The following is a 25,286-nucleotide window of genomic DNA, read 5'->3' on the forward strand; positions in this document are numbered from 1 at the left end:
TTTGTATATGAAAAGTACACACCTGACCTCATTTTTTAAAAAATAAAGAAGCCTATCATTTCATCTATTTGAAATGATAGGCTTCTTTTTATAAAAACACTTTACTTTCTCGCCTTAATAATAAAAGTAGTTGGCACCATTCTAGCTTTATATAAAGAATAATATTTCATAGAAGGCTCAGCTCGTTCTTCATCAAATAAGCTCGATGGTTCAGGCTCTTCTATTCTCTCAATTGTAAATCCCGCTCTATTTAACTCATTTATGTATGTACTTATTTTTCTCTTATATAATGTCGCTTGTACATTTTCTCCTTTAAATGTTTCAAACGTAATAGGAGTTTCCTTATGATAAGAAGACTTAAAAGCAATTTCTTCTGTACCATACAGTAAATTTGAATACACTGGATGCTCCCAACTAAAAATAAAACTACCTCCTGGCTTTACATATGAATAAATCAGTTCTAACGTTTTCTCTAAATCTGAAGTCCAACCTAATGCATAAATGGAGTACACAATATCAAAATACCCCTTCGGAATATCTCCTTCTTCTTCCATTGCTCCGCATATTAACGTTGAATTCCAACTCTTTAACGTTTTATTCGCTGTTTTAATTTGTTCACTTGAAAGATCAAGCCCCCATAATTCCTCTGCTCCATGTTCCGCCATATATTGCAACGAATGCCCACTTCCACATCCAATATCAAGAACCTTTTTATTTCTAATTGAATCGAACAAATGAAGCTCATCTTCGGACGCTGTATACGGACCATATTTCGGTAAACAATCTACTTGAAAGAAATATGGTGCAACTGTATCCCAACACTTTTTATTTAACGCTAACATTTGTGTACTTTCCATATCCTTCATTCCCCCATCCAATTTTCTTCCCCTAATATTAATTACACATCATAACCCGATCTCCCTTTTCTCTTCGCTCGGTAGTTTTTTACTTTTGCAATTGTACCGCACGCTCTTCCCCCTTCTTCTCCAGCATACATACCGCACCACCTTTTACTTCCATTACGTGAATGATCATAAAATACCCAGCGACAATCTGGACATGCTTTTAACCTTCCCCACCAATTTTCTTGAATCGAGATAAACACAATACTTAATATTTTTGTATACACATTCTCTTCGTATACTGGTTCATATGTAATACCTTTCATACCTTCCTTTATATGTACATGAAATGGGTATCTCTCTAACCATTTTTGCAACGATCCTTCTCCTTCAATTACCATCCGAATGTCTTCTCGAAACCTTTTTAATTCTTCTATCGTATGAAAAGGGAACTCTTCATGAAAATATTCTTTCATAAAGAGCTTTATATCCTCTTCTGTTTGCAGCAAATCAATTGCTTCTCTCGTATCATTTGGTATTCTCCATGTATTTAAAAACTCTCGAATATACTCTAATTCGTTTGGTGCATTTTGACTCAATTTCATTCACCTTCTTCTTGAAAATTTACTTTTTTCTGACTTTATGTATAATTATAATATAAAATAGTTAACCGTCAAATGATTTTACTGGTTACATATTTAGGAGGATTTCTATGAAAAGTTTCTCAACACCGATACGTTTCATGCTTATTTCTTCATTTTTTATGTCTTTTGGGTATTTTGCAGTATACGCATTTTTAGCTATTTATCTATTAACCTTTCTTCATTTTTCTGCTGTCCAAGTAGGAACAGTGTTGACGGTTATGACAATTACATCACGAGTTATCCCTTTATTCTCAGGGTTAATTGCTGACAAAATAGGCTATATCATTATGATGATAGCCGGATTATTTTTGAGAGGAATCGGATTTATCGCTTTAGGAATATGCTCTGATTTCTATACAATTTCTATTTCTTCTGCACTTATTGGCTTCGGAACTGCATTTTATGAACCTGCCGCTCGCGCTATATTTGGCTCACAGCCAGCTCATTTGAGAAAAAATTTATTTACATATTTAAACCTTAGCTTTAATTGCGGTGCAATAATCGGACCAATTGCAGGAGGGTTCTTACTCTTACTCGATCCAATCTACGCTTTCTCTCTAACAGGATTTCTTATGCTGTTATTTGCTTTTATCTTTTACTTACTTAAAAATCACTTCCAAGTCACTACTGAAAACACGTCTATTACATTAGGAATACAGGCCATCTTACAAAACAAGTCTTTCCTTCTGTTTTCCTTTATCATGATTTTCTTCTATATTATGTTTACTCAGCTTACTGTCGCACTTCCACTTCATATGAAAAACATTAGTAATAGCAATCAACTCGCTACATTAGTTATTACGATAAATGCAATAACAGGCGTCATATTTATGGTATTATTCCGAAAACTATTTCACAAATACAACACACTTTCGATTATTAAATACGGTGTTTTATTAATGAGTATTTCCTTTTTACTCATTCCTTTATTTCAACACCCCTATTGGCTCTTTGTTTGTGTAATTTTATTTACAATCGGTGAAACACTCGTATTACCTAACGCTGATATCGCTATTGCAAATTACAGTAATGAATCATATACAGCCACTTTCTTCGGATTTTATCAACTATCACTCGCATTTGGTTTTATCATTGGTAATTATACCGGTACATCTTTTACATCCAACTTAAGCGGAATGTATACACCATGGCTTATTTTTGGTGGAATAGGACTTATAGGTTTTATTTCACTACATATTTTAAATAAAAAAAAAGAGCGCTCTAAAGAAGATATATACCTACTAGAAAAATATTGATACTCAACAATAAGTAAACTTTTCAATCTCCCTTAAATTGGATTTACACCCTACCCCGATTTACATATTATGGTACAATCAAAACGAGTACTAGCTAAACATTTACGCTCCACACTAGTAGTCTAACAATGCCAAAATCAGAAATCACATAGAATCGGGGGGATGTTATGAAAAAGAAATTAATTGTTCTTCTATTCACTGGAATCATATTATCAGGATGTTCAACTATAGTAGAAAATTCTTTAGAAACCGGAAGCGGCAGTATGGAATTATTAACACCAACGATTACAACAAAAGATAATGAATTAGAAATTAAGACTGAAGGTATTGATGAAAATAAAGTGACTTTTATTTATGTTGCCAATAAACAAGTATTGGAACAAAAGCTAAAGAATGGTGAATCCTACAAGCTTAACATTAAGGATATCGAACACGCTCATCGGACAGACTACAAACCAAAAATTCAACTTTTGCAAACGAAAGATGATAATGATGATGGAGAAATAGTCACCTTCAAACAAGTTAGATATACAGTTAAAAACTAATTTTAAAGTTGTTTCATTATAAATGTAACGAACGAAAATATACTTTTAACATTAGATAAATGTAAGGGGTGCTAACATGAAAAAACGATGGATTTCTTGGTGGATTGGTAACCTATTTTGGATTATCGTTTTTGGAATATGGGCCGCTATTATTTGGCTACGAGAGGTTGATGGTGCTGGCGTTATTCAAACACCTGAAATTAAATCCATATCACTTATCGTTATATTAATCGCGTTTATCATACCGGTATTTTTTCAAGTTATATGGCTAATCATTAATTTGAGGATGAGTAGAAAAAATAATTATACGATTTAGTTTTTCAATTAACAATAAAAAAGAGAGGAATCTATATCAAAATAGATTCCTCTCTTTTACATTTGGACTTATACTGCGCTTTTAATGCAGCACTACTCCTCCTTTTTACGATGCGTGTTCATCTTTCTTCTTCATTAACGCTCTCTTCTTCATTGCCTTCGTTAAATATCCGCCTTTAAATGAACGAATTTCATAAGAAGACATAAAGGCTTTCGGTGCAATTTCATTAATAATTTCTAACAGTTCTTTTTCTCTAGAACGTTTTGCAACGATATCTAAGCGATAACGTATCGAATTAATACCTTCGCCTTCAAATACAGTAACGCCAAATCCAGAGTGACGTAATTCATCTACTAATTCATTACAACGGTCTAGTAAACTAACTTGATACGTAATATAACCAATTGCTAATTTATTCTCTATATAACCGCCTAATAACAGTCCTGCACTAAAGCCAATGACATAGGCAACGATGTTCATCCAATTTGATAAATCTTGAAACACAATACCTAAACTGACAATGTAAATAGCTCCTTCTAACAATCCTACGCCGGCAGCGGATCTTGTTTGATTCTTTACAAGCAAAATCGTACGAATTGTTAAAATAGGAACGTAAATAATTTGAAGCACAAAAATAAGTAGCGCTTGTAACATTGGTATCCACCTCTTTCAAAAAGTCTTTTGTCATGATAACATACATAACCTTTAGAAATCGATGGGTTTTTAAAAATTTTTTTATTATTTTTCATACTATTGAAAAACGCAAAAAAGAAGCGTATTATATTTGTCGTTAATTTGGTTACTTGTATCATTGCACTAAAATAAAAAAGGAACCCCATTAGGTCCCTCTCATCATAGCTCTATGTTTTTCGAAGCATGTTCCCTTTTCTTCTCTTCTTCTTTCACTAACTGCATATTTGCATAAGCTAAATTCGCAATCATTAAAAAGTGACCACCTAAAATGCCTGTACCGAATGCCCACATTTCCATTTCATGTTCAATTTCATACATGATGATAGCTCCTAAAATGGCAGCTGCAAATCGGTTTAGAACTCCTAATCCTGGAGCCTTTTCCTTCATTACGATACTTTTCCCGAGTTTCTCCACTCTGCGAGCTAATAACCAAAGGCAATATGCACTTACAGCTAATCCGATACCAAACCCTGTTACTTGTTTTCCAAACGGAGTAATCGTCCACATAAGTAGTAAACCACTAAAGATTACATACAATTGTAATCGATATACACGTAAGGCTTCTTGAATCAAAATATCCGCTCCTAAGTTCTCATTTTTTGTACTTTAGAAGAAAAGCAGCAACTTAAACAGTTGCTGCTTTCTCTTCTTCTTGCTCTTGTTCCATCTTACGAATTTCAACACGTTTAATTTGGTAAGCGTCTTTTTCTAACACTTTAAATTCATAACCTTCCGCCTCAACGTGTTGTCCTTCTTCGATTTCATGATTTTGCATCATAATCCATCCACCGATTGTATCCACATCATCTTCTTCGATGTGTAATCCAAATAAATCTTTCACTTCTGAGATAAGCACTTTTCCATCAACAATGATATGTTGCTCGTTCACATGCTGAATTGGTGGTGCTTCATCTTCATCATATTCATCACGAATTTCGCCGACGATTTCCTCCAAGATATCTTCAAGCGTTACAATCCCTGCTGTTCCTCCGTACTCATCATATAAAACAGCCATCGGAATTCGCTTCTTCTGCATTTGAAGTAATAAATCGTGAATTGGAGTCGTTTCCATCACTTCAATAATCGGACGCATATACGAGCGAATAGATGATAAATCTTTTTGATCCTCGGTCATATATCGAATAAAGAAATCTTTTACGTTGACCATACCGATAATATCATCTTTATCTTCTCCAAAAATCGGATAACGTGTGTATCGCTCATTTTGGATTACTTTCATGTGTTCTTCTACTGAATCTTCAAGGTAGAAACCAACGATTTCCGTACGCGGTACCATAATTTCTTTCGCAATGCGATTATCAAATTCAAAGATATTATTTACATACTTGTATTCAGCTTGATTAATTTCACCGCTTTCATAGCTCTCTGAAAGAATGAGACGTAACTCTTCTTCTGTATGGGCTACTTCATGCTCAGAAGCTGGTTTTAAACCGAATAAACCAGTTACAATACGTGCAGAACCGTTCAACACCCAAATAAATGGATACATGACTTTATAGAACATCATTAACGGACCTGCCAATAACAACGTTACTTGTTCAGCCTTTTGAATTGCCATCGTTTTCGGAGCTAATTCCCCTACTACAACGTGTAAATACGTCATTAGCATGAAGGCAAGACCAAATGTTAATACTGATGAAATAGAAGGATTTAAGTTCCATTTCTCAAATAACGGGTGTAATAACTTTTCGATTGTCGGTTCACCTAACCAACCTAATCCCATAGCTGTAACTGTAATACCTAATTGACAAGCAGATAAATATTCATCTAAATTTGTTGTTACTTTTTTCGCTGCTAAAGCACCGCGTTTTCCTTCCGCAACAAGCTGATCGATACGGCTTGAACGTATCTTTACAATCGCAAACTCTGCTGCTACGAAAAATCCAGTAAATGCGATTAAAATCGCAACCATGACTAAATTAAATATTTCCAATGAATCCCCTTAGTTAAAAAAACTAAGGTGTCCACCTCCTGTATACTATAATGTTTTCTTATTTGTTTCTTAGAAAACATAGCCCGATACAAAAATTAAAGAGGTCGGATTACACTTTTTTCTATAATAATAGAACAAGTGTCTGTATTAAAGCTGTCGTTTGACCAGATAAAGATTTCGATATTTTTTCACGTTGTGAATCAGTCAATCCATCTAAAAGCGGCTTTAACTCCGTTAACTCTGCTTCTAATCGATGAATATGGTCTGTCACTTCATTCACTTGTTTCGAAACGTGTTCATTGATACCGAGCAGCTTCTTCTTCTCCTCGATTTTCTCTTTAATCTCACAAAGCGGCATATGCATTTCTTTGCACTTCTCAATAAATTGTAATGTCTCAAATGCTGTTTCGTCGTAATAGCGATAATTAGATTGAGATCGCTCCGCTTTTAAGATACCTAGATTCGTATAATAATCAATCGTTCGTTTCGACACGTGAGCCATGAGAGCCAACTGTCCGATTCGATACACCTTCCCAACGATCTTCCCCCCTTGTTTATATTACTACCATCATACAATACATAAACTGTACAGTCAAACGTGACGGTTTATCGTTCATAATTTATACAAAATTACTAAACTATTACTTCATCACTGCATTGTCTGCAACTTTTAACCTTTCTTATTAAAAAACATATCCTATTAATAATGATTGCTTGTATAGGAGATGATTAACATGAGAAAGACACTCATTTCTCATTTTTATAATGAAGAATACCTACTTCCATGGTGGCTTATGCATCACACAAAAATATTCGATCACGGTATTTTAATTAATAGAGGTTCTACAGATCGGTCAGTTGAAATTTGCAAATTATTTGCTCCCCACTGGGAAGTACGAGATTCAAGATTCCTTGAATTCGATCCCACTAATACTGACATTGAAGTAATGGAAATTGAGAGAGAAGTTTCAGGTTGGAAGATGGTATTAAATACTACAGAATTCCTTTGTTGTAACAATGTAGAAGAATTTTTCTCATCACTTCATACGTTAGGCCAAAATATGTATGCGATTAGAATGATTGTCATGATTGATAAGCATGATTACAATTATTCAAAACTAAGATACTCCATTCCTTTAGTAGAACAACGATATCACGGGCTCTTTCCTTATAACCCAGCAATCGGCTGTGCCTGGAGATTTATACACAACCATCTTGATGGTGCATATTTACCAGGCAGACATTTTACGCGGCACCAACCTATCGTTTATAACTCCCCTTCATTCATTTTCAAATTTTATTTTAGCCCTTGGAACGAACATACAAAGGCAAGAAAATTACAAATTACACCCACCCTCTCAAAAAAGGGCGTTCGATTAGGACTTCAAAAACAATATGGTCGGTCTTCTGAAGAACTCGAAGCTCGATTTTTAACGTTAACTAATGCAACACAGGATCTACGTAATCACCCTGAGTATCAACAATTATTCCCTAAATTCAAACTTTAATATTTCTCATCCTATCATGCTTCACATATTTTTATGCACTTAGTCAAAAACAAAACCATTTGCATACAATATGAATACTGTATATATTATAAATTTTTATTTTAGGAGGAAAAAATGAAAGCTGTTATTCTTGCTGGTGGATATGGGACAAGGATTGGGGAAGAAACACATTTAAAACCGAAACCTATGATTGAAATTGGAACAAAGCCTATTTTATGGCACATTATGAGTTTGTATAGCCATTACGGCATTACGGAGTTTATTATTTGCTTAGGGTATAAAGGATATGCAATTAAAGAGTTCTTTCTAAATTACAACTTACACATGTCAGATTTCACGATACATTTAAGGGATAATACAATTACTAGCCATTCTCATCGTGTAGAACCGTGGAAAGTTACACTAATCGATACTGGTGTAAATACAGAAACGGGAGGACGAGTGAAAAAGATTCAAAATTTTGTTGGAGACGAACCTTTCTGCCTTACTTATGGCGATGGATTAAGTAACGTAAATATAAAAGAACTTATTGCATTTCATAAAAAGCATGGAAAAATGGCAACTGTTACCGCCGTACAACCTCCTGGTAGATTCGGTTCTCTCATATTAGATAAACAGTCTGTAACATCCTTTCAAGAGAAGCCACTTGGGGATGGCGGATGGGTTAACGGTGGATTTTTCGTTTTAAATCCTGAAGTTTTCAATTACATTAGTGGAGATAAGTCTGTTTTTGAAACAGAAACGTTAGTTCAGTTAGTAAACAAAAACGAACTATCAGCATATCAACACACTGGTTTTTGGCATCCGATGGATACATTGCGCGATAAAAATAAATTAGTCGAGCTATGGGAAAGTAATAACGCTCCGTGGAAGGTTTGGTAATATGGCTTCATCATCTTTTTGGAATAGGAAAAAAGTATTTATTACGGGACATACTGGATTTAAAGGCTCCTGGCTCACCCTTTTCTTAACTTCTTTAGGTGCAGAAGTAGTTGGCTTTTCTTCTCATCCCCCATCTATTCCTAACCTTTTTGAACAAGTGAACGTAGCAAAAGAGTGCATAACAATTCATGGCGACATTACAGATTACGATTCTGTATTCCACGCCCTAAAACAACATAATCCTGACATACTATTTCATTTAGCAGCCCAGCCAATCGTCACCACTTCATATAAAAATCCTATCGAAACATTTAAAACGAATGTTTTAGGCACCGTTCACGTATTAGAGGCTGCAAAACATATAGACAGTATACGTGGCATCATTAATGTTACAAGTGATAAATGTTATGAAAATGACGGGAGCGGTAACCAAGCATTTGTGGAAAGTGACCGGCTAGGAGGTTTCGACCCTTATAGTGCTAGTAAAGCTTGCGCTGAACTAGTGGCAACATCCTATCAAAAATCATTCTTCCGCACTAATACACAGAAACTCGCCTCAGTAAGAGCAGGTAACGTCATCGGCGGTGGTGATTGGGCAGAAGACCGATTATTCCCAGATGTCATTCGTGCATATTTAAAAGATGGTACATTAACTATTAGAAACAAAAACGCTATTCGCCCGTGGCAACACGTATTAGATCCTTTACATGGCTATATCCTTTTAGCTGAAAAACTTTGGACAGACGCTGCATATGCAGAAGCGTGGAATTTCGGTCCGCTGAACGAACCTAACCGAACAGTTCATGACGTCATTCAATCTATAATAAAATTATGGAATAAACCATTAACAATCCTTTCCCCTCCTACAAACACTCCTTATGAATCACCTATTTTAACACTCGACAGTACAAAGGCAGTAAATAAACTCGGTTGGACACCTAAGTTATCAACAGATCATTCTATCACTTGGACTGTTGATTGGTACAAAAAATATGCATTCGGTGAAAATATAGAATCTTTCACGCGGCAACAAATCGATGCATTCAAAAATTTATAAGGGGGCTATAAAATGGAACAGAAAAAATGCCGTTTTTGCCACTCATTACTCACAAACACTTTTTTAGATTTAGGTGTTTCTCCTCTCGCCAACTCATTTGTCGCTCCAGAAAACTCATATAAAATGGAACCTTTTTATCCGCTGCACACATTTGTTTGTCACTCTTGTTTACTTGTACAATTAGATGAATTTGAATCTCCGCACAATATTTTTCATGACTATTTATACTTTAGCTCTTACTCATCAAGCTGGCTACTGCATGCTAAAAAATATGTAGAAATGGCGATTAAGCGCTTCCACTTAAAGAAACATTCAAAGGTGGTTGAAATTGCGAGTAACGACGGGTACTTATTACAATACTTTCAAAAAGAACATATCGAAACGTTAGGAATTGAACCAGCAAAAAATGTAGCAGAAATCGCTATCGAAAAAGGGATTCCTACCGAAGTGAATTTTTTCAGCAATGACTTAGCAACAAAATTACCGCAAGCAGATTTAATCATCGCTAATAACGTATTAGCACATGTTCCAAACTTACATGATTTTGTGGCGGGTTTAAAAACGTTATTAAAACAAGATGGGACGATAACAATTGAATTCCCGCATTTATTAAACCTCATCTCATTTAAACAGTTTGATACGATCTACCATGAGCACTTCTCCTATTTCTCACTTATAAGCCTTCAAAAAATTTTAGCTCATCATCATTTACAAATTGTCGATGTAGAAGAACTCTCAACGCACGGTGGTTCCTTGCGTATTTTTATAAACCATCATAATGCCTCATCCACTATCCATTCCAATGTTACAAAATTAATCCAAAAAGAAATAGATTACGGGCTAGATACATTAGATTGTTATCTCCTTTTTTCTAAACGAATCGAACAATTAAAGATAAGTATTTTACAGTTTTTTATCGAAGCGAAAGCTTTAAACAAACAAATTATCGGTTACGGTGCGCCAGCTAAAGGAAACACCCTTTTAAATTATTGCGGGATAGGAAAAGAATTTCTAGCTTATACAGTAGATAAAAACCCTCACAAACAAAATCTCCTTCTACCAGGAACCCGTATTCCAATAAAATCTCCAGAAGAAATAAAACGTACAAAACCTGATTACATTCTTATACTTCCTTGGAATTTGAAAGATGAAATTATGAAAGAATGCTCTTTCATTCGTGAATGGGGCGGTAAATTTTTAGTAACAATACCAGAAGTTGAGGTAATTGAGCCATGAAAAAAATTCTTGTAACAGGCGGTAGCGGATGGATTGGTAAATATGTTGTACATTCTCTTATTCAAAAGGGCTATGAAGTGCACGCCACTTACAATACAAATAAGCCTTCTCACCTTTCTTGCCATTGGCATAAAGTAAACTTACTTTGCGATGAAGAAGTAAAAAAACTCATTTACGACATGAAACCTAGTCATCTCATTCATTTAGCTTGGGAAGCAGTGCCGCCAGCATGCTACGTATCCATTAATAATTACTATTGGCTTACATCCAGTATCTCATTGATCCAGCACTTCACAACATGCGGTGGAAAGCGAGTCGTCGTTGCAGGTACTGGCGCAGAATATGAATGGTTTAACGGCGTATTATTTGAAGATTCACCGCTCCTTTCCTATAAAACCCCGTATTCATTATGTAAAAATGCACTACACTCCTGGCTACAAACGTACGCCGAGCAAACAGGCCTCAGCATGTGTTGGGGCCGCATTTTTCATCTATATGGCCCTCACGAACAAGGGAATCGGCTCGTTTCTAACATTATCACTTCTTTATTAAAAAATGAGGAAGCACTATGTACACATGGAAAACAATCAAGAGATTTCCTCCATGTGAGCGACGTCGCTGACGCTCTCGTAACAGTATTAGAACATGGCGTTACAGGCACAATCAACATTGCTTCTGGTCAATCTGTACAAATTAAAGAATTAGCTTCTATCATCGCTAAAAAGATAGGAAAAGAACATTTAATTAAACTAGGTGCAATCCCTTTCTCTAAAGATGAACCTTTATTCGTCGGGGTTAATGTAGAACGTTTAAAAACTGAAGTAAACTGGAAACCAACATACGATCTGAATACAGGAATCGAAGAAACAATTTTATGGTGGGAATCATTTATACAAAAACATAACGATATGCATCACTAAAACGTAAATCCTTCGTTCCTCTCGCTAATTCCTTATACCATTCTTCTAATCTTTCCGGCGTAATAATATGATGCGTACCCATTCCTCCATGCTTACTAGCTTCAGAAAGAGTCGGACCAATTTGTAACTTTCTTTTTCTCATCGCATCGTTCCACGGACTAAACCCAAACCATAATATACAAGCAAGAGGCGGATAAATCATCGATTCATGCGCGGATAAATGTCTTCCAACCGTATAACTTCCGTGTTCATGATTATGAATAAATCTACCTCTTCTCCACAACGGCCAATCTTCTGGTAAATAACCGTGAAATCGCTGTTTCATTAAAGGTAGTCCAAAGTTAAGGTCCGGATAACTGTAGTTAGGGTCATCTACCATAATAAGCCCTTCCAGCCAATACATCCTCCCTCCCAATTCATTTAGTGACTTCCAAAACTGATTTTTATCTTGCACACAAAGAAACTCAGTCGTATTTAAAATCATTTTCCATCCTTGTACTTCTTGTTCTACCCTCATCACTTCATGATCTGTCGCATATGCATCAAACTCTGGATTTACAGAATCTCGTACTTCCCAGTGTGGCGCGAATTTTTTACAAATTTCAACCGAACGATCTGTTGAGCCTTTATTAATTAAAATGCCATGATCAAACAGTTTCGTATGATGAGCAAGCCACCACGGTAATAAATACTCTTCATTGTAAAAATGCGAAATAACGGTTGTAGTTATAACAATCTCCTCCACTTTCTCTATTAATCTACTTTTTCATCCTACTCTTAATATACTTATCAATTATGTAATTGGTTTCTTTTATTTAAAAAATATGTTTTTCTACCATATACTATGCTTTCTTACACAAACACCATTTCCATTTTCTAAAGAAACACCCTAATAAACTGAAAATTAAGTTATAATATCATTATAAAATTATGAAGGAGGAATGCACGCATGTACTACAACACTTCATTTGAAAACGATCAACCTGTAGGCCGTCTATAAACTAAGGCGGGCATTCTTATAACACGTGCACTATGCCTCGTCTTAGGGAACTCATCATACCCTAAAAATAGATGGAGGTACTTTACATGAAACAAACAATTTTAGGAGCTATATGTTTATCACTAGCAGCTAGTATATGGGGCGGTATGTACGTTGTTAGCAAATATGTACTCGACTTTATCCCACCACTAACACTCGTTTGGCTACGCTTTATCATTGCTTTTGTTGTTTTGTATATGATTTTAAAAATAGCTGAGAAAAAGCAAAAGAAAAAAGTAACCATTCGTAAAAAAGATTGGCTATTATTCGCTTGGATTGGATTTATCGGATATTTCATTTCGATCACTTGTCAATTTATCGGAACAAAATTATCCGACGCTCATACAGGATCTTTAGTAACATCAGCTACACCTGCATTTATGGTTATATTTGCAGCGATCATTTTAAAAGAAAAACTAACCGCTCGTAGATTCTTATCTACCATCATAGCGACAATCGGTGTCATTATCGTAATCGGATGGGATATTGAAATTGGCTCCTATTTTATCGGTACAATCATATTAGTTGGAGCAGCTATTACGTGGGCTTTACTATCTATTTATGTAAAGATTGCTTCAGCTCAATTTTCATCTTTAGTAATTACAACGTACGCTATTTTCTTTTCACTCTTTTTTATTACACCTTTTATGATATGGGAATTTCAATCAAACCCTATTGAACATATGAACCTATATGTAGTATTAGGCGTACTTTATTTAGGAATCGTCTCAACGGCAGGTGCCTTTTTCCTTTGGAATAAAGGATTAGAATTAATGGACGCTAGCATCGGTTCGTTATTTTTCTTCTTCCAACCTATCGTGGGTTCGTTGCTCGGTTGGTTTCTATTAAACGAAACCTTGAGTAGTAACTTTTTTATTGGCGGTATTCTTATTATATGTAGTGTTTTTATTACTACTTTTGAGAAGAAATAACAAAACAGGCAGAGATTCTTAGTCTCTGCCTGTTTTTATACACTCTCTACGCACCCCAATGCGATGGACGAGACAACATTTCCGGCAATTTCGTATGTTTGTCCCCTCTCGCCGCATTAACTTGAACTTGCGTCAGAAAAATACTATTTGTAAAATCAGTCCCGCGAATATCTGCATCTCGCAAATCTGCTCCGATGAGATCTGCTCCTCTTAAGTCTGCACCATTTAAGTTAGCCGCAATTAAGTAAGCTCCTCTTAAATTCGCCCCTTGTAAATCTTTCTTTTTCAGATTTGCTCCCATAAGGTCTGCTCCGCGGTGAATGATTCGTTTCTTACGCGCAGCATTCATTTCCTTCCAAACTAGCTCACTCGTTTCTAAAAGTAAAGTATTTACTTCTGCACGATGTAATGGAATATTTACTTTCATTAACTCGTCCGCATTTAAATTTGAAAGTCGCTCTGTCTCTTCAATCGCTTTACTTAATTCTTTATGAATCGATTGTGTCGCCTTCAATAAAATAGCCTCATTTAAATACCAAAGCATTTCATGAAGTTGATGCATAACTGGAAAAGCATCATACATTTTCCTCGCATGCTTAGCATCTTTCCGCCAATCAATCCCGTTAAATGTCACTTGAGAAATCTTCTGTCCAGCGCCGAAACATTCAAATACTGTACAACCTTTATAACCTTTTCCTCTAAGATCTTTATGTATGCTACATTTATAATCTGACTGTAAATTAGAACATGGCTTCCCACCATCTTTATTCACCGCAAAATCTACCGATGCTGCGAACGGTAACGCCACGCAACATAAACCGAAGCATTTTTCACAGTTTGCTTTTAAATGATCGTTATGATTAGTCAAAACGTATACCCCCTGTTGTCTTTTGACTATTTCATAATATTCTAACTGCATGAAATAATCAATTTAAAAATAAACGAGCGCCTTTCATTTCAAATCATAACTTTATCATTCTATTTCCTTTCAATTGAAAAGGACTAACTCTGCCCATTGAATTATAATTAAATTATAAATATTCAAACTAAAAGGAGAGTTACTATGGCACTACAAATGAAAACAAACTGTCAAATTTGCGATCAATCGCTGGAGCAAGATTCTGAAGCATACATTTGCGTGTATGAATGTACATTTTGTGCACCGTGTACAGAAGAAAGACAAAACGTTTGCCCAAACTGCGGCGGCGAGTTAGTACGTAGACCGAAAAAGAAATAGTAAAAAGCAAAGCGATATCGCTTTGCTTTTTTAGACAGCTGAAATTATATCAACGATTTTTCAAATATATCGAACACAACTTCAAATATATCAACGATTTTTTCAATATATCGACGTTTCGACAAAGGATATCGACTTACTGACAAATAACGACATCTCTATACCCATTCAGCTTCAACGCAACTTAAATATTTAAAAACTTCACACAAACAGGTTCTGGCACAGCAACATCAGATTGTAAAAGTGTTAACTTACCTGTAGATTCATCTCTTGAAAATAGTACTAGATTATGTGACTTTTCATTTGTAGCAACAAGAAACTTTTCAGTAGGATCTAATACAAAGTCTCTTGGCCAGTTTCCTTCTGTAGATGTGTGTTCCACAAATGTAAGCTCACCTGAGTTTTGATCCACACTGAAAACAGCAATACTATTATGACCACGATTACCTGCATATACAAAACTACCGTCAGAAGAAATATGAATCGCACTTCCTTGATTATTTTCACCAAACGCTTCAGGAATGGTAGAAATATACTGTAACTCTGTAAAAGCCCCTTCTTCCGGATTATATGTTAACGTAATGACTTCCGAACTAAGCTCCGTCATCACATACGAATACTTTCCATTTGGATGAAAAGTAATATGTCTCGGACCACTTCCTGGATTTACAGACAAGCTATTCACTTCTTTTAATACACTATCTTTTATTTCATACGTAATTAATTTATCTATCCCTAAATCAACGCCAACTACATACTTTTCATCAGGCGTATATCCCGCATAATGTGCATGTGGTTTTTCTTGTCTTTCTTTATTCGGACCTGAGCCTTCATGTGCCATAATAGATGCGGCAGGATTTACAGTTCCATCTTCTTCATTTACTTCAAAAGACTCAATCGTTCCTTTATGATAATTCGCTGTAACTACTGCATGATTTCCACTATCAACACTAATATGACAAGGAGAAGCCCCTTCTACTACTTGTCTATTTTCTTCCTTTAGCTCCCCTGTTTTACTATCAATTGAATAAGCAGCTACACCGCCAGATTCGCCTTCCTTAACAACGGAATAGAGATATTTATTATTTCGATTAATCGTTACATATGTAGGGTTATCCAGCTTTGCCGCAAGTGCTACATTACTAATTTTCTTTGCTTCCGTATCTAAAGTAAACTTATATATTCCTTCACTATTTTCTTTCGTGTATGTTCCAACATATCCAATAAACTCTTTGTTATCCTTCATTTTCATAACCCTCTCTCCCTATATTTTTCATACATCGTACTTTTAAAAATATTTTATGTTGAAAGAGTATCCTAAAAAAATTGGAGTACCTCTTTATACGTTACCATATTTCTCTGCTAAATAGCTTTTAAACCCACTTTTTTTGGTACGCTGCTATACTTTCATATTCTTCTTCCAATTGACGTGACAGACGAATATAGATTGGTGTTAAATCTTTATATTTTTCCACACTTTCCATGTTTGGCTCATGGTGGAAATTCGCACCTACCATTTCAGAAACTACATGCAACGTATCTATTTCACCTAAACTATATAAACCGAGGATTGCAGCTCCTAAGCAAGAGCTTTCAAAACTTTCCGGAACATATACGTCTTGATGAAAAATATCCGCCATCATCTGTCTCCAAAGTTCCGATCTTGCAAAACCGCCTGTCGCTTGAATTTTTTTCGGTTCACCAATTAGTTCTTTTAAAGCGAGAAGAACGGTATATAAATTATAAATTACCCCTTCCAAAACAGCACGGATAAGATGTTCTTTCTTATGATGCAATCCAAGTCCAAAAAAAGATCCTCGTGCATTTGCATTCCATAAAGGAGCTCTTTCCCCCGCTAAATACGGATGAAATAATAAACCGTCAGATCCCGGATTCACTTTTGCTGCTATTTCAGTAAGCACTTCATATGGATCTTTTCCTAAACGCTTCGCAAGTTCAATCTCTGAAGTGCCTAATTGATCACGAGCCCACCTAAAAATCATACCACCGTTATTAACTGGTCCACCGATTACCCAATGGTCTTCAGTTAGAGCGTAACAAAAGATTCTACCTTTTGGATCTGTTACAGGACGATTTGTTACAGCACGTATCGCACCGCTTGTACCAATTGTCACAGCAACAACCCCAGGATCTATTGCATTTACACCTAAGTTTGATAGTACTCCGTCACTCGCTCCTACTACAAAAGGCGTAGAAACAAGTACATTCATCTCTTTGGCAAGCTCTTCATCTAATCCTGTTAAACTGTGCGTTGTTGGAACAAGTTTAGAAAGCTTATCATCTGAAATCCCTGCAACACGAAGAGCTTCCTCATCCCATTTTAAAGATTTCAAATTGAACATTCCTGTTGCTGATGCTATAGAATAATCAATTACATACTCTTTATATAACTTATAAAAAACATACTCTTTAATAGAAATAAATTTATAACTTTTTGCGAACAATTCTGCCTGCTCATTCTGTAGCCAAACTAATTTCGAAAGTGGTGACATAGGATGAATTGGTGTCCCAGTACGTAAATAAATTTCATGACCATTCATATCATTCTTTATTTTCTCTGCCCAGCTTGCACTTCTATTATCTGCCCAAGTAATACATCTCGTTAACGGTTTTCCCTTTTCATCTACAGCAATGATACTATGCATTGCTGAACTAAAGGAGACACAAAGAATATCATTCGGCTGTACACCACTTGACTGTACAGTTTCTTTAATCGTATTTATTACCGCACGAAAAATTTCTTCTGGGTCTTGTTCTGCTGTTTCTGGCGTGGGAGAATATAAAGGATATTCAATTCCATGACTTGCAATAACAGATCCATCAATTGAAAACAGAACTGATTTTGTACTAGTTGTCCCAATATCTACACCAATCATATATTTTGAACTCACCTTTTCTTCCTCCTAACAAAAATCCCTATAGTATCCTAATAATATAAAAACCATAAAAATACATTTATTTTATCTATTCATAACGTTGTGTGCTAAAGTTGTCTTTCTAAATTCATATAAAAGTATCCTTATTTTAAACAAACATATCGAGTAATAAAACTCCTCCAAAAGCGATAAATGAAAGTAATGTTTCTAATACTGTCCATGTTTTAAATGTTTCTTTCACTGTTAACCCTAGGTATTCTTTTACCATCCAAAAACCAGCATCGTTTACGTGTGAAAACATAAGTGCTCCTGCACCTGTTGCAATGACGAGTAATTCTAAATTCACACCTGTCGTATTTTCAACGATTGGCGAAACGATACCAGCTGCTGTTGTTAAGGCGACTGTCGCTGATCCTGTCGCAATTCTGATTAATCCAGCTACCATAAATGCTAATACTATTGGAGATAGCGCTAAATGCTCAGACATTTGAGCAATAGCATTACCTACACCACTATCGATAAGAATTTGCTTAAATCCGCCACCAGCACCAATAATCGCAACAATTGAACCGATTGGTAATAAGCTATCTTCTGTTACCTTCTTAATAGCCTTTTTATCGATACCTTGACGAAATCCAAGAAAATAAAACGCTGCAAAACATGCAATCAATAGCGCAATGATAGGACTACCGATTAATGTGACAATCTTCATCAAAGTAGTAGAAAGAGGCACATAAGGAGCTGCTGCAGCTAAAACCATTAACAGAACAGGTAACAAAATAACTAAAAATGAAACTCCTATTCCTGGTAATTTCGTTGATTTTGTATTTACACGAATCAATTCTGGCTCATTTTCAGGAATTACACGTTTGTGAATCCATTTAGCGAATATAGGACCAGCAATAATCGCTGCAAAAAATGTAATAATGAGTGAATACAATAGTACCTTCCCAAGGTTCGCTTTATAAATACCAATTGCAACAATTGCCCCTGGATGCGGTGGAACAAGGCCGTGTACGACAGATAGCCCAGCAATTGCTGGTAACGCAATCAATAGAATATTTTGTTTCGTTGTTTTATGAATTGAAATTACTAACGGCAGTAATATTAAAATGCCTACTTCAAAAAACACCGGGATTCCAATAATAAAACCTGCAATTAACATCGCCCATGGTAAGTTTTTTATTCCAAAGGATTTAATAAAGAACTCTGCCACCTGCATTCCAGCACCTGACTCTGCCATCATTTCCCCTAAAATTGTACCTAAAACTAAAATACCTACTAAATGCCCGAGAACACTTCCGACTCCCGTTTCATAAGCACTCACTATTTTATCCATAGGCATTCCAGACATAATTGCTAAAAACAAACTTGCAATCGTTAAACTAATAAACGCATGCCATCTCCACCACGACACCCCTAAAATAACAATTACAATCGATAATAATGTAATAATTAAAAGATACATATTCATACTCAATTCCACCCCTTTATGTAAACCCTTTCAAAAATGCTATACAATTAAGAGAACCTATATAGTTCTTTCATGAGTAAGAATTTATATATCGATATACAAATCATCTTCACAAAATAATAATTTATACAAAAAGAATCTCCCTTATCAGAGATACATGTTACCTACTCTCCCTGATAAGGGGATTTCTCTTTCATAATTATAATGTTATTGTGATAAACGCTTCACGTGAGCAACTTTTCCTTCTTCGAAAGTGAATGACACTTTCTTCTCTTGCTGTTTTCACGTAGTAAGACTCCAAACTCGGGATCCAAGTTAAACGATGAAGTTACTTAAGATCTGTCCTCTCATAAAAAGCAATTTTCGGAAAGCCTCCTTCACTTTCATATATTATAATTTAGGTGCTTTCGCCCAATCTGCAGCAAACTTTTCAATACCTTGATCTGTTAATGGATGCATAGCAAGTTGCTCAATCACTTTATAAGGAATTGTTGCAATGTGAGCACCTGCCAACGCTACACGAGTTACATGATCTGGGTGTCTGACAGAAGCTGCAATAATTTGTGTATCTAATTGATGAATATCGAATAGTTCTGCAATTTTTGCAACTAATAGTACACCATCTTCAGAAATATCATCTAAACGTCCTAAAAATGGAGAAACATACGTTGCACCTGCTCGAGCCGCTAAAAGAGCTTGGTTCACCGTGAAGATAAGTGTAACGTTCGTTTTCACACCTTTTTCAGTAAGATAGCGACAAGCTTCTAATCCTGCTAACGTCATCGGAAGTTTTATCGTGACGTTTTTATCGCCACCGTTAATTTTAATTAATTCTTCTGCTTGAGCAATCATTTCTTCAGCTGTAACAGCATCTGGCGTTACTTCTGCCGAAACAGATTCGACTTTAGGCACTGCCTGACAAATTTCTGCGATACGGTCTTCAAACTTAACGCCCTCTTTTGCTACTAAAGACGGGTTCGTTGTAACACCAGCTAAAACCCCAAGTTTATATGCTTTTTTTATGTCCTCAAGATTTGCAGTATCAATAAAAAACTTCATGATCTATTCCCTCCATTTTTTAAACGTTAATGAGTTATAATTTTAAGATGTTTATTTCTTTTCTACAGCATGTCCGCCAAATTCATTGCGCAGAGCTGCTACTACTTTTCCCGTAAATGTATCATTGTCTAATGAGCGGTAGCGCATTAATAGAGACATTGCGATAACAGGAGTTGCTGTTTGAAGGTCTAATGCTGTTTCTACTGTCCATTTCCCTTCACCAGAAGAATGCATAACACCCTTAATTTCATCCAGTTTTGCATCTTTAGAAAATGCATTTTCTGTTAATTCCATTAACCAAGAGCGAATGACTGAGCCGTTGTTCCATACTCTTGATACTTTTTCATAATCGTAATCAAATTCACTTTTCTCTAGAATCTCAAATCCTTCACCAATAGCAGCCATCATACCGTATTCAATTCCGTTGTGAACCATTTTTAAGAAGTGACCACTACCAGCTTTTCCAGCATATAAGAATCCATTTTCTACAGCAGTATCACGGAAGATAGGTTCAACGATGTCCCAAGCTTCTTGATCTCCTCCGATCATGTAACAAGCACCATTACGAGCGCCTTCCATTCCGCCAGAAGTTCCTGCATCCATAAAGTGAATGCCATCTTTCTTTAATTGTTCATATCGGCGGATAGACTCTTTATAATGTGAATTACCCGCTTCAATTAAAATATCTCCTTTTGATAAAAGTGGTGTAACCTCATCAATAACAGAATCAACAACAGCGTGTGGTACCATTACCCAAAGAATTCTTGGTGATTGTAATGACTGAACAAGTTCACTTAAACTAGATGTACCTGTAGCCCCGTACTCTTTCATTTCTTCCACTGCACTTGCATTTAAATCAAATGCTGCTACTTCATGTTTATGATCCATTAAATTTTTCCCTAAATTTAATCCCATTTTACCTAAACCAATTAATCCTACTTGCATAATATAATTCCTCCTCAAATCATCTTTTATTAAAAATTCATATCACTACGATTTTGAATACCTTTCAGCACTGAAAAGTTGATATGTCTAGAAAGGTATTCACAGTCATAGCTTAAGAATTCAATACATTTTTTGTAATTTGAACAACATTTTCTGTCGTAAATCCAAATAGATTCATGACTTCAGCTCCAGTGCCTGAAGCTCCAAATGTTTCAATTGATAGTACTTTTCCTTCTTGTCCTACATAACGCTCCCACCCGAGAGATACACCCATCTCAAGAGATACTCGTTTCGTTACAGAAGACGGAAGAACGGATTCTTTATATTCGTTCGATTGGCGATCGAATAACTCCCAGCTCGGCATTGCAACGATACGAACAGAGACATTGTCTTCTTCTAGTTTTGCTTTTGCACTAGCAGCTAAAGAAACTTCAGAACCTGTCGCAATGAAAATCACATCCGGATTTTCATTTGTTTGCGTTAATACGTAAGCTCCTTTAGAAAGATTCTCTATGTTCGTTTTCGTTTCATTAAACACCGGTAAATTTTGACGGCTCAGTACTAAAACGACTGGACCATCCGTTTGCTGTAATGTATAAGCCCACGCACTCGCTGTTTCATTTGCATCTGACGGACGAATAACTGTTAAACCAGGAATTGCTCGAAGAGCTGCTAAATGTTCAATAGGTTCATGCGTTGGACCATCTTCTCCTACAGCAATCGAATCATGTGTAAATACGTACGTAACAGGTAACTTTTGCAATGCAGCCAGTCGAATAGATGGACGAAGGTAATCATTAAATACAAAGAATGTACTTACGAACGGTTTTACTCCTCCATGAAGTGCCAGCCCATTCGCTGCCGCGCCCATTGCATGTTCACGTACACCAAAGTATATATTTCGGCCAGCATACGATTCTACCGCATATACTGCTTCACCTTTTATATCTGTCATCGTAGAATGAGAAAGATCCGCACTTCCACCAAAAATAGAAGGAATCGATTTCACATAATGATTAATAGCTTCCCCACTTGCAACACGAGTTGAAATCGTTTTTTCAGTATCGAAGGATAAAATGTCTTTCGCTTCAATTAAAACCTCGCCTGTAATCGCTTTTTCTAATTCATCTGCTAGTGCAGGGTTCGATTCTCTGTATACGTTGAACTGCTCATTCCATTCGTTCTCTTTTTCAATACCTTTTTGTTTCAGTTCATTAAAATGAGCTGTTACTTCTTCAGGCACAAAGAAGTCTTCCTCATAATGCCAACCATACACTTGTTTTGTCGCTGTCGCTTCTTCTACTCCAAGCGGGTTACCATGTGCTTTGTTCGTTCCAGCAACTTTTGGACTTCCGTAACCTATAACGGTTCTAATCTCTATAAGAGTAGGTTGGTCCGTATTGTCTTTCGCTAATTGAATCGCTTTTGTAATCGCATCAACATCGTTTCCATCCTCAACTCTTACATATTGCCAATGTGCAGATTCTACCCTTTTCTGCATATCTTCAGAAAAAGCAATGTTTAATTCACCATCAAGTGAAATTTCATTTGAATCATACAGTACAATTAACTTACCAAGTTTCATATGTCCTGCCATTGACATCGCTTCATAAGCGACACCCTCCATTAAATCACCGTCTCCAACTAAAGCGTACGTATTATGATCTATAATAGAGTGACCATCCTTATTGAATTTCGCTGCTAAATGAGCTTCTGCCATTGCCATTCCGACAGCATTTGCAATCCCTTGTCCTAACGGTCCTGTCGTCGCTTCAACCCCAGAAGTGTGACCAAACTCAGGATGTCCTGGTGTTTTACTATTTAACTTTCTAAAGCTTTTCAAGTCATCAATTGAAACGTCATATCCAGCTAAATGAAGTAAGCTATACAGTAAGCTCGATCCGTGTCCCGCTGATAAAACGAATCGATCACGGTTAAACCATTTCGGATGATTAGGATTATGATTTAAATGATTCGCCCATAATGCATAAGCCATCGGTGCTGCTCCCATCGGAAGACCTGGATGACCTGAATTTGCCGCATTAATAGCATCAATTGATAACGTACGAAGTGTATTCACTGCTAATTGATTTATGTTTTGTGTCATAGTAATCGTCCCCCTAAATGCTTTCATTTAAGAATATACTTATTTTTCCGTTTCTTGATCTAACCACCATTTAAATTCACTTTCTTGCAACAGTTCATTAGACGCCTCTGGACCATATGAACCAGACTCATATTCATGAAGCGGCAATAAGTTTTCCTCGAACGCTTCAAGAATTGGTTGTACCCATTCCCATGACAATTCAACTTCTCTCCAATGTGCAAAGAATGTAGCGTCTCCACTCACAGCATCATGAATGAGTCTTTCATACGCTTCAGGTACTCCCACATCCGCTTGCTCACAAGTAAAGTTAATACGCATCGGTTCAATTTCTCCATTTTTCAATGGATTTTTACTATTTAACTGTAATGAAACATTCTCACCTGGGCTAATTTCAATTATTAATAAGTTAGGTGCTGCATTTGGATTACTATCTTGATATTGCTGTTTTAACGTATTTTTAAATTCAATTACAATACGAGTGGACTTTTCTTTCATTCGTTTACCTGTTCGTATATAAAATGGAACGCCGGTCCAAAATGGATTATCGATCCACAAGCGAGCAGCAACAAATGTGTCTATGTTAGAAGAAGGATTTACTCCTGGTTCCTCTTTATATGCTACAACTTGCCCGCCTTTTATCTCTCCTGAAGCGTATTGACCGCGAACGATATGGTTTTGAACGTCTTCTTTTTTCACTTTACGAAGCGTCTCCATTACCTTTCGCTTTTCCTCTCGAATTTCACATGCATTAACCTTTTCCGGCAGATTCATAGCAGTCATCATTAATATTTGTAACATATGATTTTGAACCATATCTCGAATGGCTCCTGCCTGATCATAATATCCTGCCCTTTCTTCAACCCCAACTGTTTCACTCGCTGTGATTTGTACATTCGCTATATGTTCTTTATTCCAAATCGATTGTAAAACAGGATTTGCAAATTCTAATGCTTCAAGATTTTGAATCATCGGCTTACCTAAATAATGATCAATACGGTATATCTCGTCTTCTTCAAACGTGCGACTAAGCTTATCATTCAGCTCACGAGCAGATGTAAGGTCGTGCCCGAACGGTTTCTCAATCATTAGGCGTTTCCATCCATCTGTTTTATCAAGTCCGCTTTCCTTAATATTTAAAGCAATGGTCTCGAAAAATTCAGGAGCAACTGAAAGATAGAACATTCTATTACCTTTTATATGTAGTTCCTCTTCCCTTTCACGAACGACTTGTAATAACCTCTCATAGTCTTCCGGTTTACTCACATCTAATGGACAATAGCGAAAATTATCTAAAAAACCTTCGAGTTCCGGAGTACCTTCTTCCCTCTGACGAGAAAACGTCTCTATTGATTCTTTTATTCTTTCTTGAAAATCTTCATGAGATACTTGACGTCTTCCAAGCCCGATAACAGATATCTGCTTTGGAAGCTTTTGATCTCTATATAAGTTATATAGCGCGGGGTAAATTTTGCGTTTCGCTAAGTCCCCTGTCGCTCCAAATAAAACAAAGGTCATTGATTCCAATTTCAGTCCCCCTCTTGTTGTATAATCCTCGTCAATATACTAAAAATGAATTGTACAGAAGCTCATGTTTTTATAAAAAACAAAGAGCTATCTAATTCCAATTCTTTTTATACCTTTCGCTCTCTCATTGTCCCCAATATTAATAGTGGCAATTCAAAGCATTTCTACTGCAACTTACTTATTTATAGAACTTAACGAAATATTTTATATCTAATTACT

The 25,286-nt window shown here is 36.1% G+C and carries 25 protein-coding genes; 10 read left to right on the forward strand and 15 right to left on the reverse strand.

Translation table 11 applies throughout. The features are described 5' to 3' along the window. Positions 1-101: 101 nt before the first annotated feature. Together ATN06_RS16960 and ATN06_RS16965 are read right to left on the reverse strand one after the other, a co-directional pair. Positions 102-857, reverse strand: coding sequence for a class I SAM-dependent methyltransferase (locus ATN06_RS16960; protein WP_060633159.1), 756 nt, complete (start codon positions 855-857; stop codon positions 102-104). 41 nt (positions 858-898) lie between these two features. Continuing rightward, a complete protein-coding gene (locus ATN06_RS16965; RefSeq protein ID WP_060633160.1) occupies positions 899-1,441 on the reverse strand; it encodes a CGNR zinc finger domain-containing protein in 543 nt (180 codons plus the stop codon). 113 nt (positions 1,442-1,554) lie between these two features. Between ATN06_RS16965 and ATN06_RS16970 the strand changes: the two genes are divergently transcribed. The 3 genes from ATN06_RS16970 to ATN06_RS16980 all read left to right on the forward strand — a co-directional run bounded on the left by ATN06_RS16970 (position 1,555) and on the right by ATN06_RS16980 (position 3,603). Continuing rightward, on the forward strand, positions 1,555-2,742 hold the full coding sequence (locus tag ATN06_RS16970; RefSeq protein WP_060631622.1) for an MDR family MFS transporter: 1,188 nt from the start codon (positions 1,555-1,557) through the stop codon (positions 2,740-2,742). A 167-nt stretch (positions 2,743-2,909) separates the two neighbouring features. Continuing rightward, positions 2,910-3,287: a hypothetical protein gene (locus ATN06_RS16975; protein ID WP_060631623.1), complete on the forward strand. Its 378-nt coding sequence runs from the start codon at positions 2,910-2,912 to the stop codon at positions 3,285-3,287. A 76-nt stretch (positions 3,288-3,363) separates the two neighbouring features. Then, entirely contained in the window at positions 3,364-3,603 is a 240-nt protein-coding gene (locus tag ATN06_RS16980; RefSeq protein WP_000747695.1) for a DUF3923 family protein, read from the forward strand. Positions 3,604-3,708: 105 nt separating this feature from the next. Here ATN06_RS16980 and ATN06_RS16985 read toward each other — a convergent pair whose 3' ends face one another. From ATN06_RS16985 to ATN06_RS17000, 4 genes are all read right to left on the reverse strand, one after another. Beyond that, complete coding sequence (locus ATN06_RS16985; RefSeq protein WP_000938438.1) at positions 3,709-4,257, reverse strand: DUF2179 domain-containing protein; 549 nt, start codon at positions 4,255-4,257, stop codon at positions 3,709-3,711. Between the two features lie 198 nt (positions 4,258-4,455). Beyond that, positions 4,456-4,869 carry an ATP synthase subunit I gene (locus tag ATN06_RS16990; RefSeq protein ID WP_029439019.1) on the reverse strand — a complete coding sequence of 138 codons (414 nt, stop codon included), beginning with the start codon at positions 4,867-4,869 and terminating at the stop codon, positions 4,456-4,458. 52 nt (positions 4,870-4,921) lie between these two features. Beyond that, the gene (locus ATN06_RS16995) at positions 4,922-6,250 is read right to left on the reverse strand and encodes a hemolysin family protein (protein ID WP_060631624.1); all 1,329 of its coding nucleotides are present in this window, start codon (positions 6,248-6,250) and stop codon (positions 4,922-4,924) included. Positions 6,251-6,371: 121 nt separating this feature from the next. Further along, the gene (locus ATN06_RS17000) at positions 6,372-6,779 is read right to left on the reverse strand and encodes a MerR family transcriptional regulator (RefSeq protein ID WP_000285638.1); all 408 of its coding nucleotides are present in this window, start codon (positions 6,777-6,779) and stop codon (positions 6,372-6,374) included. 205 nt (positions 6,780-6,984) lie between these two features. Here ATN06_RS17000 and ATN06_RS17005 point away from each other — a divergent pair, with 205 nt between their 5' ends. The 5 genes from ATN06_RS17005 to ATN06_RS17025 all read left to right on the forward strand — a co-directional run bounded on the left by ATN06_RS17005 (position 6,985) and on the right by ATN06_RS17025 (position 11,853). Next, positions 6,985-7,758: a glycosyltransferase family 2 protein gene (locus tag ATN06_RS17005; protein ID WP_060631625.1), complete on the forward strand. Its 774-nt coding sequence runs from the start codon at positions 6,985-6,987 to the stop codon at positions 7,756-7,758. Positions 7,759-7,872: 114 nt separating this feature from the next. Next, the gene (gene rfbF / locus ATN06_RS17010) at positions 7,873-8,640 is read left to right on the forward strand and encodes a glucose-1-phosphate cytidylyltransferase (protein ID WP_060631626.1); all 768 of its coding nucleotides are present in this window, start codon (positions 7,873-7,875) and stop codon (positions 8,638-8,640) included. A gap of 1 nt (position 8,641) precedes the next feature. Continuing rightward, positions 8,642-9,697: a CDP-glucose 4,6-dehydratase gene (gene rfbG, locus ATN06_RS17015; protein WP_060631627.1), complete on the forward strand. Its 1,056-nt coding sequence runs from the start codon at positions 8,642-8,644 to the stop codon at positions 9,695-9,697. A gap of 12 nt (positions 9,698-9,709) precedes the next feature. Then, positions 9,710-10,933, forward strand: coding sequence for a class I SAM-dependent methyltransferase (locus ATN06_RS17020; protein WP_060631628.1), 1,224 nt, complete (start codon positions 9,710-9,712; stop codon positions 10,931-10,933). Then, positions 10,930-11,853, forward strand: a complete 924-nt coding sequence (locus ATN06_RS17025; protein WP_060631629.1) for an NAD-dependent epimerase/dehydratase family protein — start codon at positions 10,930-10,932, stop codon at positions 11,851-11,853. The genes ATN06_RS17020 and ATN06_RS17025 overlap by 4 nt, the downstream gene beginning before the upstream one ends. Here the strand turns inward: ATN06_RS17025 and ATN06_RS17030 are convergent. Then, positions 11,822-12,598 carry a glycosyltransferase family 2 protein gene (locus tag ATN06_RS17030; protein ID WP_060631630.1) on the reverse strand — a complete coding sequence of 259 codons (777 nt, stop codon included), beginning with the start codon at positions 12,596-12,598 and terminating at the stop codon, positions 11,822-11,824. The genes ATN06_RS17025 and ATN06_RS17030 overlap by 32 nt on opposite strands. 341 nt (positions 12,599-12,939) lie before the next feature. Between ATN06_RS17030 and ATN06_RS17035 the strand changes: the two genes are divergently transcribed. Further along, a complete protein-coding gene (locus ATN06_RS17035; RefSeq protein ID WP_060631631.1) occupies positions 12,940-13,824 on the forward strand; it encodes a DMT family transporter in 885 nt (294 codons plus the stop codon). Between the two features lie 46 nt (positions 13,825-13,870). Here ATN06_RS17035 and ATN06_RS17040 read toward each other — a convergent pair whose 3' ends face one another. Beyond that, the gene (locus ATN06_RS17040) at positions 13,871-14,692 is read right to left on the reverse strand and encodes a pentapeptide repeat-containing protein (protein ID WP_060631632.1); all 822 of its coding nucleotides are present in this window, start codon (positions 14,690-14,692) and stop codon (positions 13,871-13,873) included. Between the two features lie 195 nt (positions 14,693-14,887). Between ATN06_RS17040 and ATN06_RS17045 the strand changes: the two genes are divergently transcribed. Further along, a complete protein-coding gene (locus tag ATN06_RS17045) occupies positions 14,888-15,061 on the forward strand; it encodes a DUF1272 domain-containing protein (RefSeq protein WP_060631633.1) in 174 nt (57 codons plus the stop codon). Positions 15,062-15,245: 184 nt separating this feature from the next. Here ATN06_RS17045 and ATN06_RS17050 read toward each other — a convergent pair whose 3' ends face one another. From ATN06_RS17050 to zwf, 7 genes are all read right to left on the reverse strand, one after another. After that, positions 15,246-16,307 (reverse strand): lactonase family protein, encoded by a 1,062-nt coding sequence (locus tag ATN06_RS17050; RefSeq protein ID WP_140350451.1) that lies wholly within the window; start codon positions 16,305-16,307, stop codon positions 15,246-15,248. Between the two features lie 127 nt (positions 16,308-16,434). Further along, positions 16,435-17,958, reverse strand: a complete 1,524-nt coding sequence (gntK, locus tag ATN06_RS17055; protein WP_060633161.1) for a gluconokinase — start codon at positions 17,956-17,958, stop codon at positions 16,435-16,437. 148 nt (positions 17,959-18,106) lie between these two features. Beyond that, the gene (gene gntP, locus ATN06_RS17060) at positions 18,107-19,432 is read right to left on the reverse strand and encodes a gluconate permease GntP (protein ID WP_060631635.1); all 1,326 of its coding nucleotides are present in this window, start codon (positions 19,430-19,432) and stop codon (positions 18,107-18,109) included. A 390-nt stretch (positions 19,433-19,822) separates the two neighbouring features. Beyond that, a complete protein-coding gene (gene fsa / locus ATN06_RS17065) occupies positions 19,823-20,491 on the reverse strand; it encodes a fructose-6-phosphate aldolase (protein ID WP_060631636.1) in 669 nt (222 codons plus the stop codon). Between the two features lie 51 nt (positions 20,492-20,542). Continuing rightward, on the reverse strand, positions 20,543-21,436 hold the full coding sequence (gene gnd, locus ATN06_RS17070) for a phosphogluconate dehydrogenase (NAD(+)-dependent, decarboxylating) (RefSeq protein WP_001195911.1): 894 nt from the start codon (positions 21,434-21,436) through the stop codon (positions 20,543-20,545). A gap of 112 nt (positions 21,437-21,548) precedes the next feature. Then, positions 21,549-23,543, reverse strand: coding sequence for a transketolase (gene tkt / locus ATN06_RS17075; RefSeq protein ID WP_060631637.1), 1,995 nt, complete (start codon positions 23,541-23,543; stop codon positions 21,549-21,551). A gap of 39 nt (positions 23,544-23,582) precedes the next feature. Further along, positions 23,583-25,067 carry a glucose-6-phosphate dehydrogenase gene (zwf, locus tag ATN06_RS17080; protein WP_060631638.1) on the reverse strand — a complete coding sequence of 495 codons (1,485 nt, stop codon included), beginning with the start codon at positions 25,065-25,067 and terminating at the stop codon, positions 23,583-23,585. Positions 25,068-25,286 lie beyond the last annotated feature (219 nt).

The organism is Bacillus thuringiensis (genome assembly GCF_001455345.1).
GTDB lineage: Bacteria > Bacillota > Bacilli > Bacillales > Bacillaceae_G > Bacillus_A > Bacillus_A thuringiensis_N.

Bases quoted from the DNA above. Each gene is read 5' to 3' on its own strand.
- ATN06_RS16960 (WP_060633159.1), bottom strand. From the start codon at position 857: ATGGAAAGTACACAAATGTTAGCGTTAAATAAAAAGTGTTGGGATACA.
- ATN06_RS16970 (WP_060631622.1), top strand. From the start codon at position 1,555: ATGAAAAGTTTCTCAACACCGATACGTTTCATGCTTATTTCTTCATTT.
- ATN06_RS16975 (WP_060631623.1), top strand. From the start codon at position 2,910: ATGAAAAAGAAATTAATTGTTCTTCTATTCACTGGAATCATATTATCA.
- ATN06_RS16980 (WP_000747695.1), top strand. From the start codon at position 3,364: ATGAAAAAACGATGGATTTCTTGGTGGATTGGTAACCTATTTTGGATT.
- ATN06_RS16985 (WP_000938438.1), bottom strand. From the start codon at position 4,257: ATGTTACAAGCGCTACTTATTTTTGTGCTTCAAATTATTTACGTTCCT.
- ATN06_RS17005 (WP_060631625.1), top strand. From the start codon at position 6,985: ATGAGAAAGACACTCATTTCTCATTTTTATAATGAAGAATACCTACTT.
- rfbF (WP_060631626.1), top strand. From the start codon at position 7,873: ATGAAAGCTGTTATTCTTGCTGGTGGATATGGGACAAGGATTGGGGAA.
- rfbG (WP_060631627.1), top strand. From the start codon at position 8,642: ATGGCTTCATCATCTTTTTGGAATAGGAAAAAAGTATTTATTACGGGA.
- ATN06_RS17020 (WP_060631628.1), top strand. From the start codon at position 9,710: ATGGAACAGAAAAAATGCCGTTTTTGCCACTCATTACTCACAAACACT.
- ATN06_RS17025 (WP_060631629.1), top strand. From the start codon at position 10,930: ATGAAAAAAATTCTTGTAACAGGCGGTAGCGGATGGATTGGTAAATAT.
- ATN06_RS17035 (WP_060631631.1), top strand. From the start codon at position 12,940: ATGAAACAAACAATTTTAGGAGCTATATGTTTATCACTAGCAGCTAGT.
- ATN06_RS17045 (WP_060631633.1), top strand. From the start codon at position 14,888: ATGGCACTACAAATGAAAACAAACTGTCAAATTTGCGATCAATCGCTG.
- ATN06_RS17050 (WP_140350451.1), bottom strand. From the start codon at position 16,307: ATGAAGGATAACAAAGAGTTTATTGGATATGTTGGAACATACACGAAA.
- gntK (WP_060633161.1), bottom strand. From the start codon at position 17,958: ATGATTGGTGTAGATATTGGGACAACTAGTACAAAATCAGTTCTGTTT.
- gntP (WP_060631635.1), bottom strand. From the start codon at position 19,432: ATGAATATGTATCTTTTAATTATTACATTATTATCGATTGTAATTGTT.
- fsa (WP_060631636.1), bottom strand. From the start codon at position 20,491: ATGAAGTTTTTTATTGATACTGCAAATCTTGAGGACATAAAAAAAGCA.
- gnd (WP_001195911.1), bottom strand. From the start codon at position 21,436: ATGCAAGTAGGATTAATTGGTTTAGGTAAAATGGGATTAAATTTAGGG.
- tkt (WP_060631637.1), bottom strand. From the start codon at position 23,543: ATGACACAAAACATAAATCAATTAGCAGTGAATACACTTCGTACGTTA.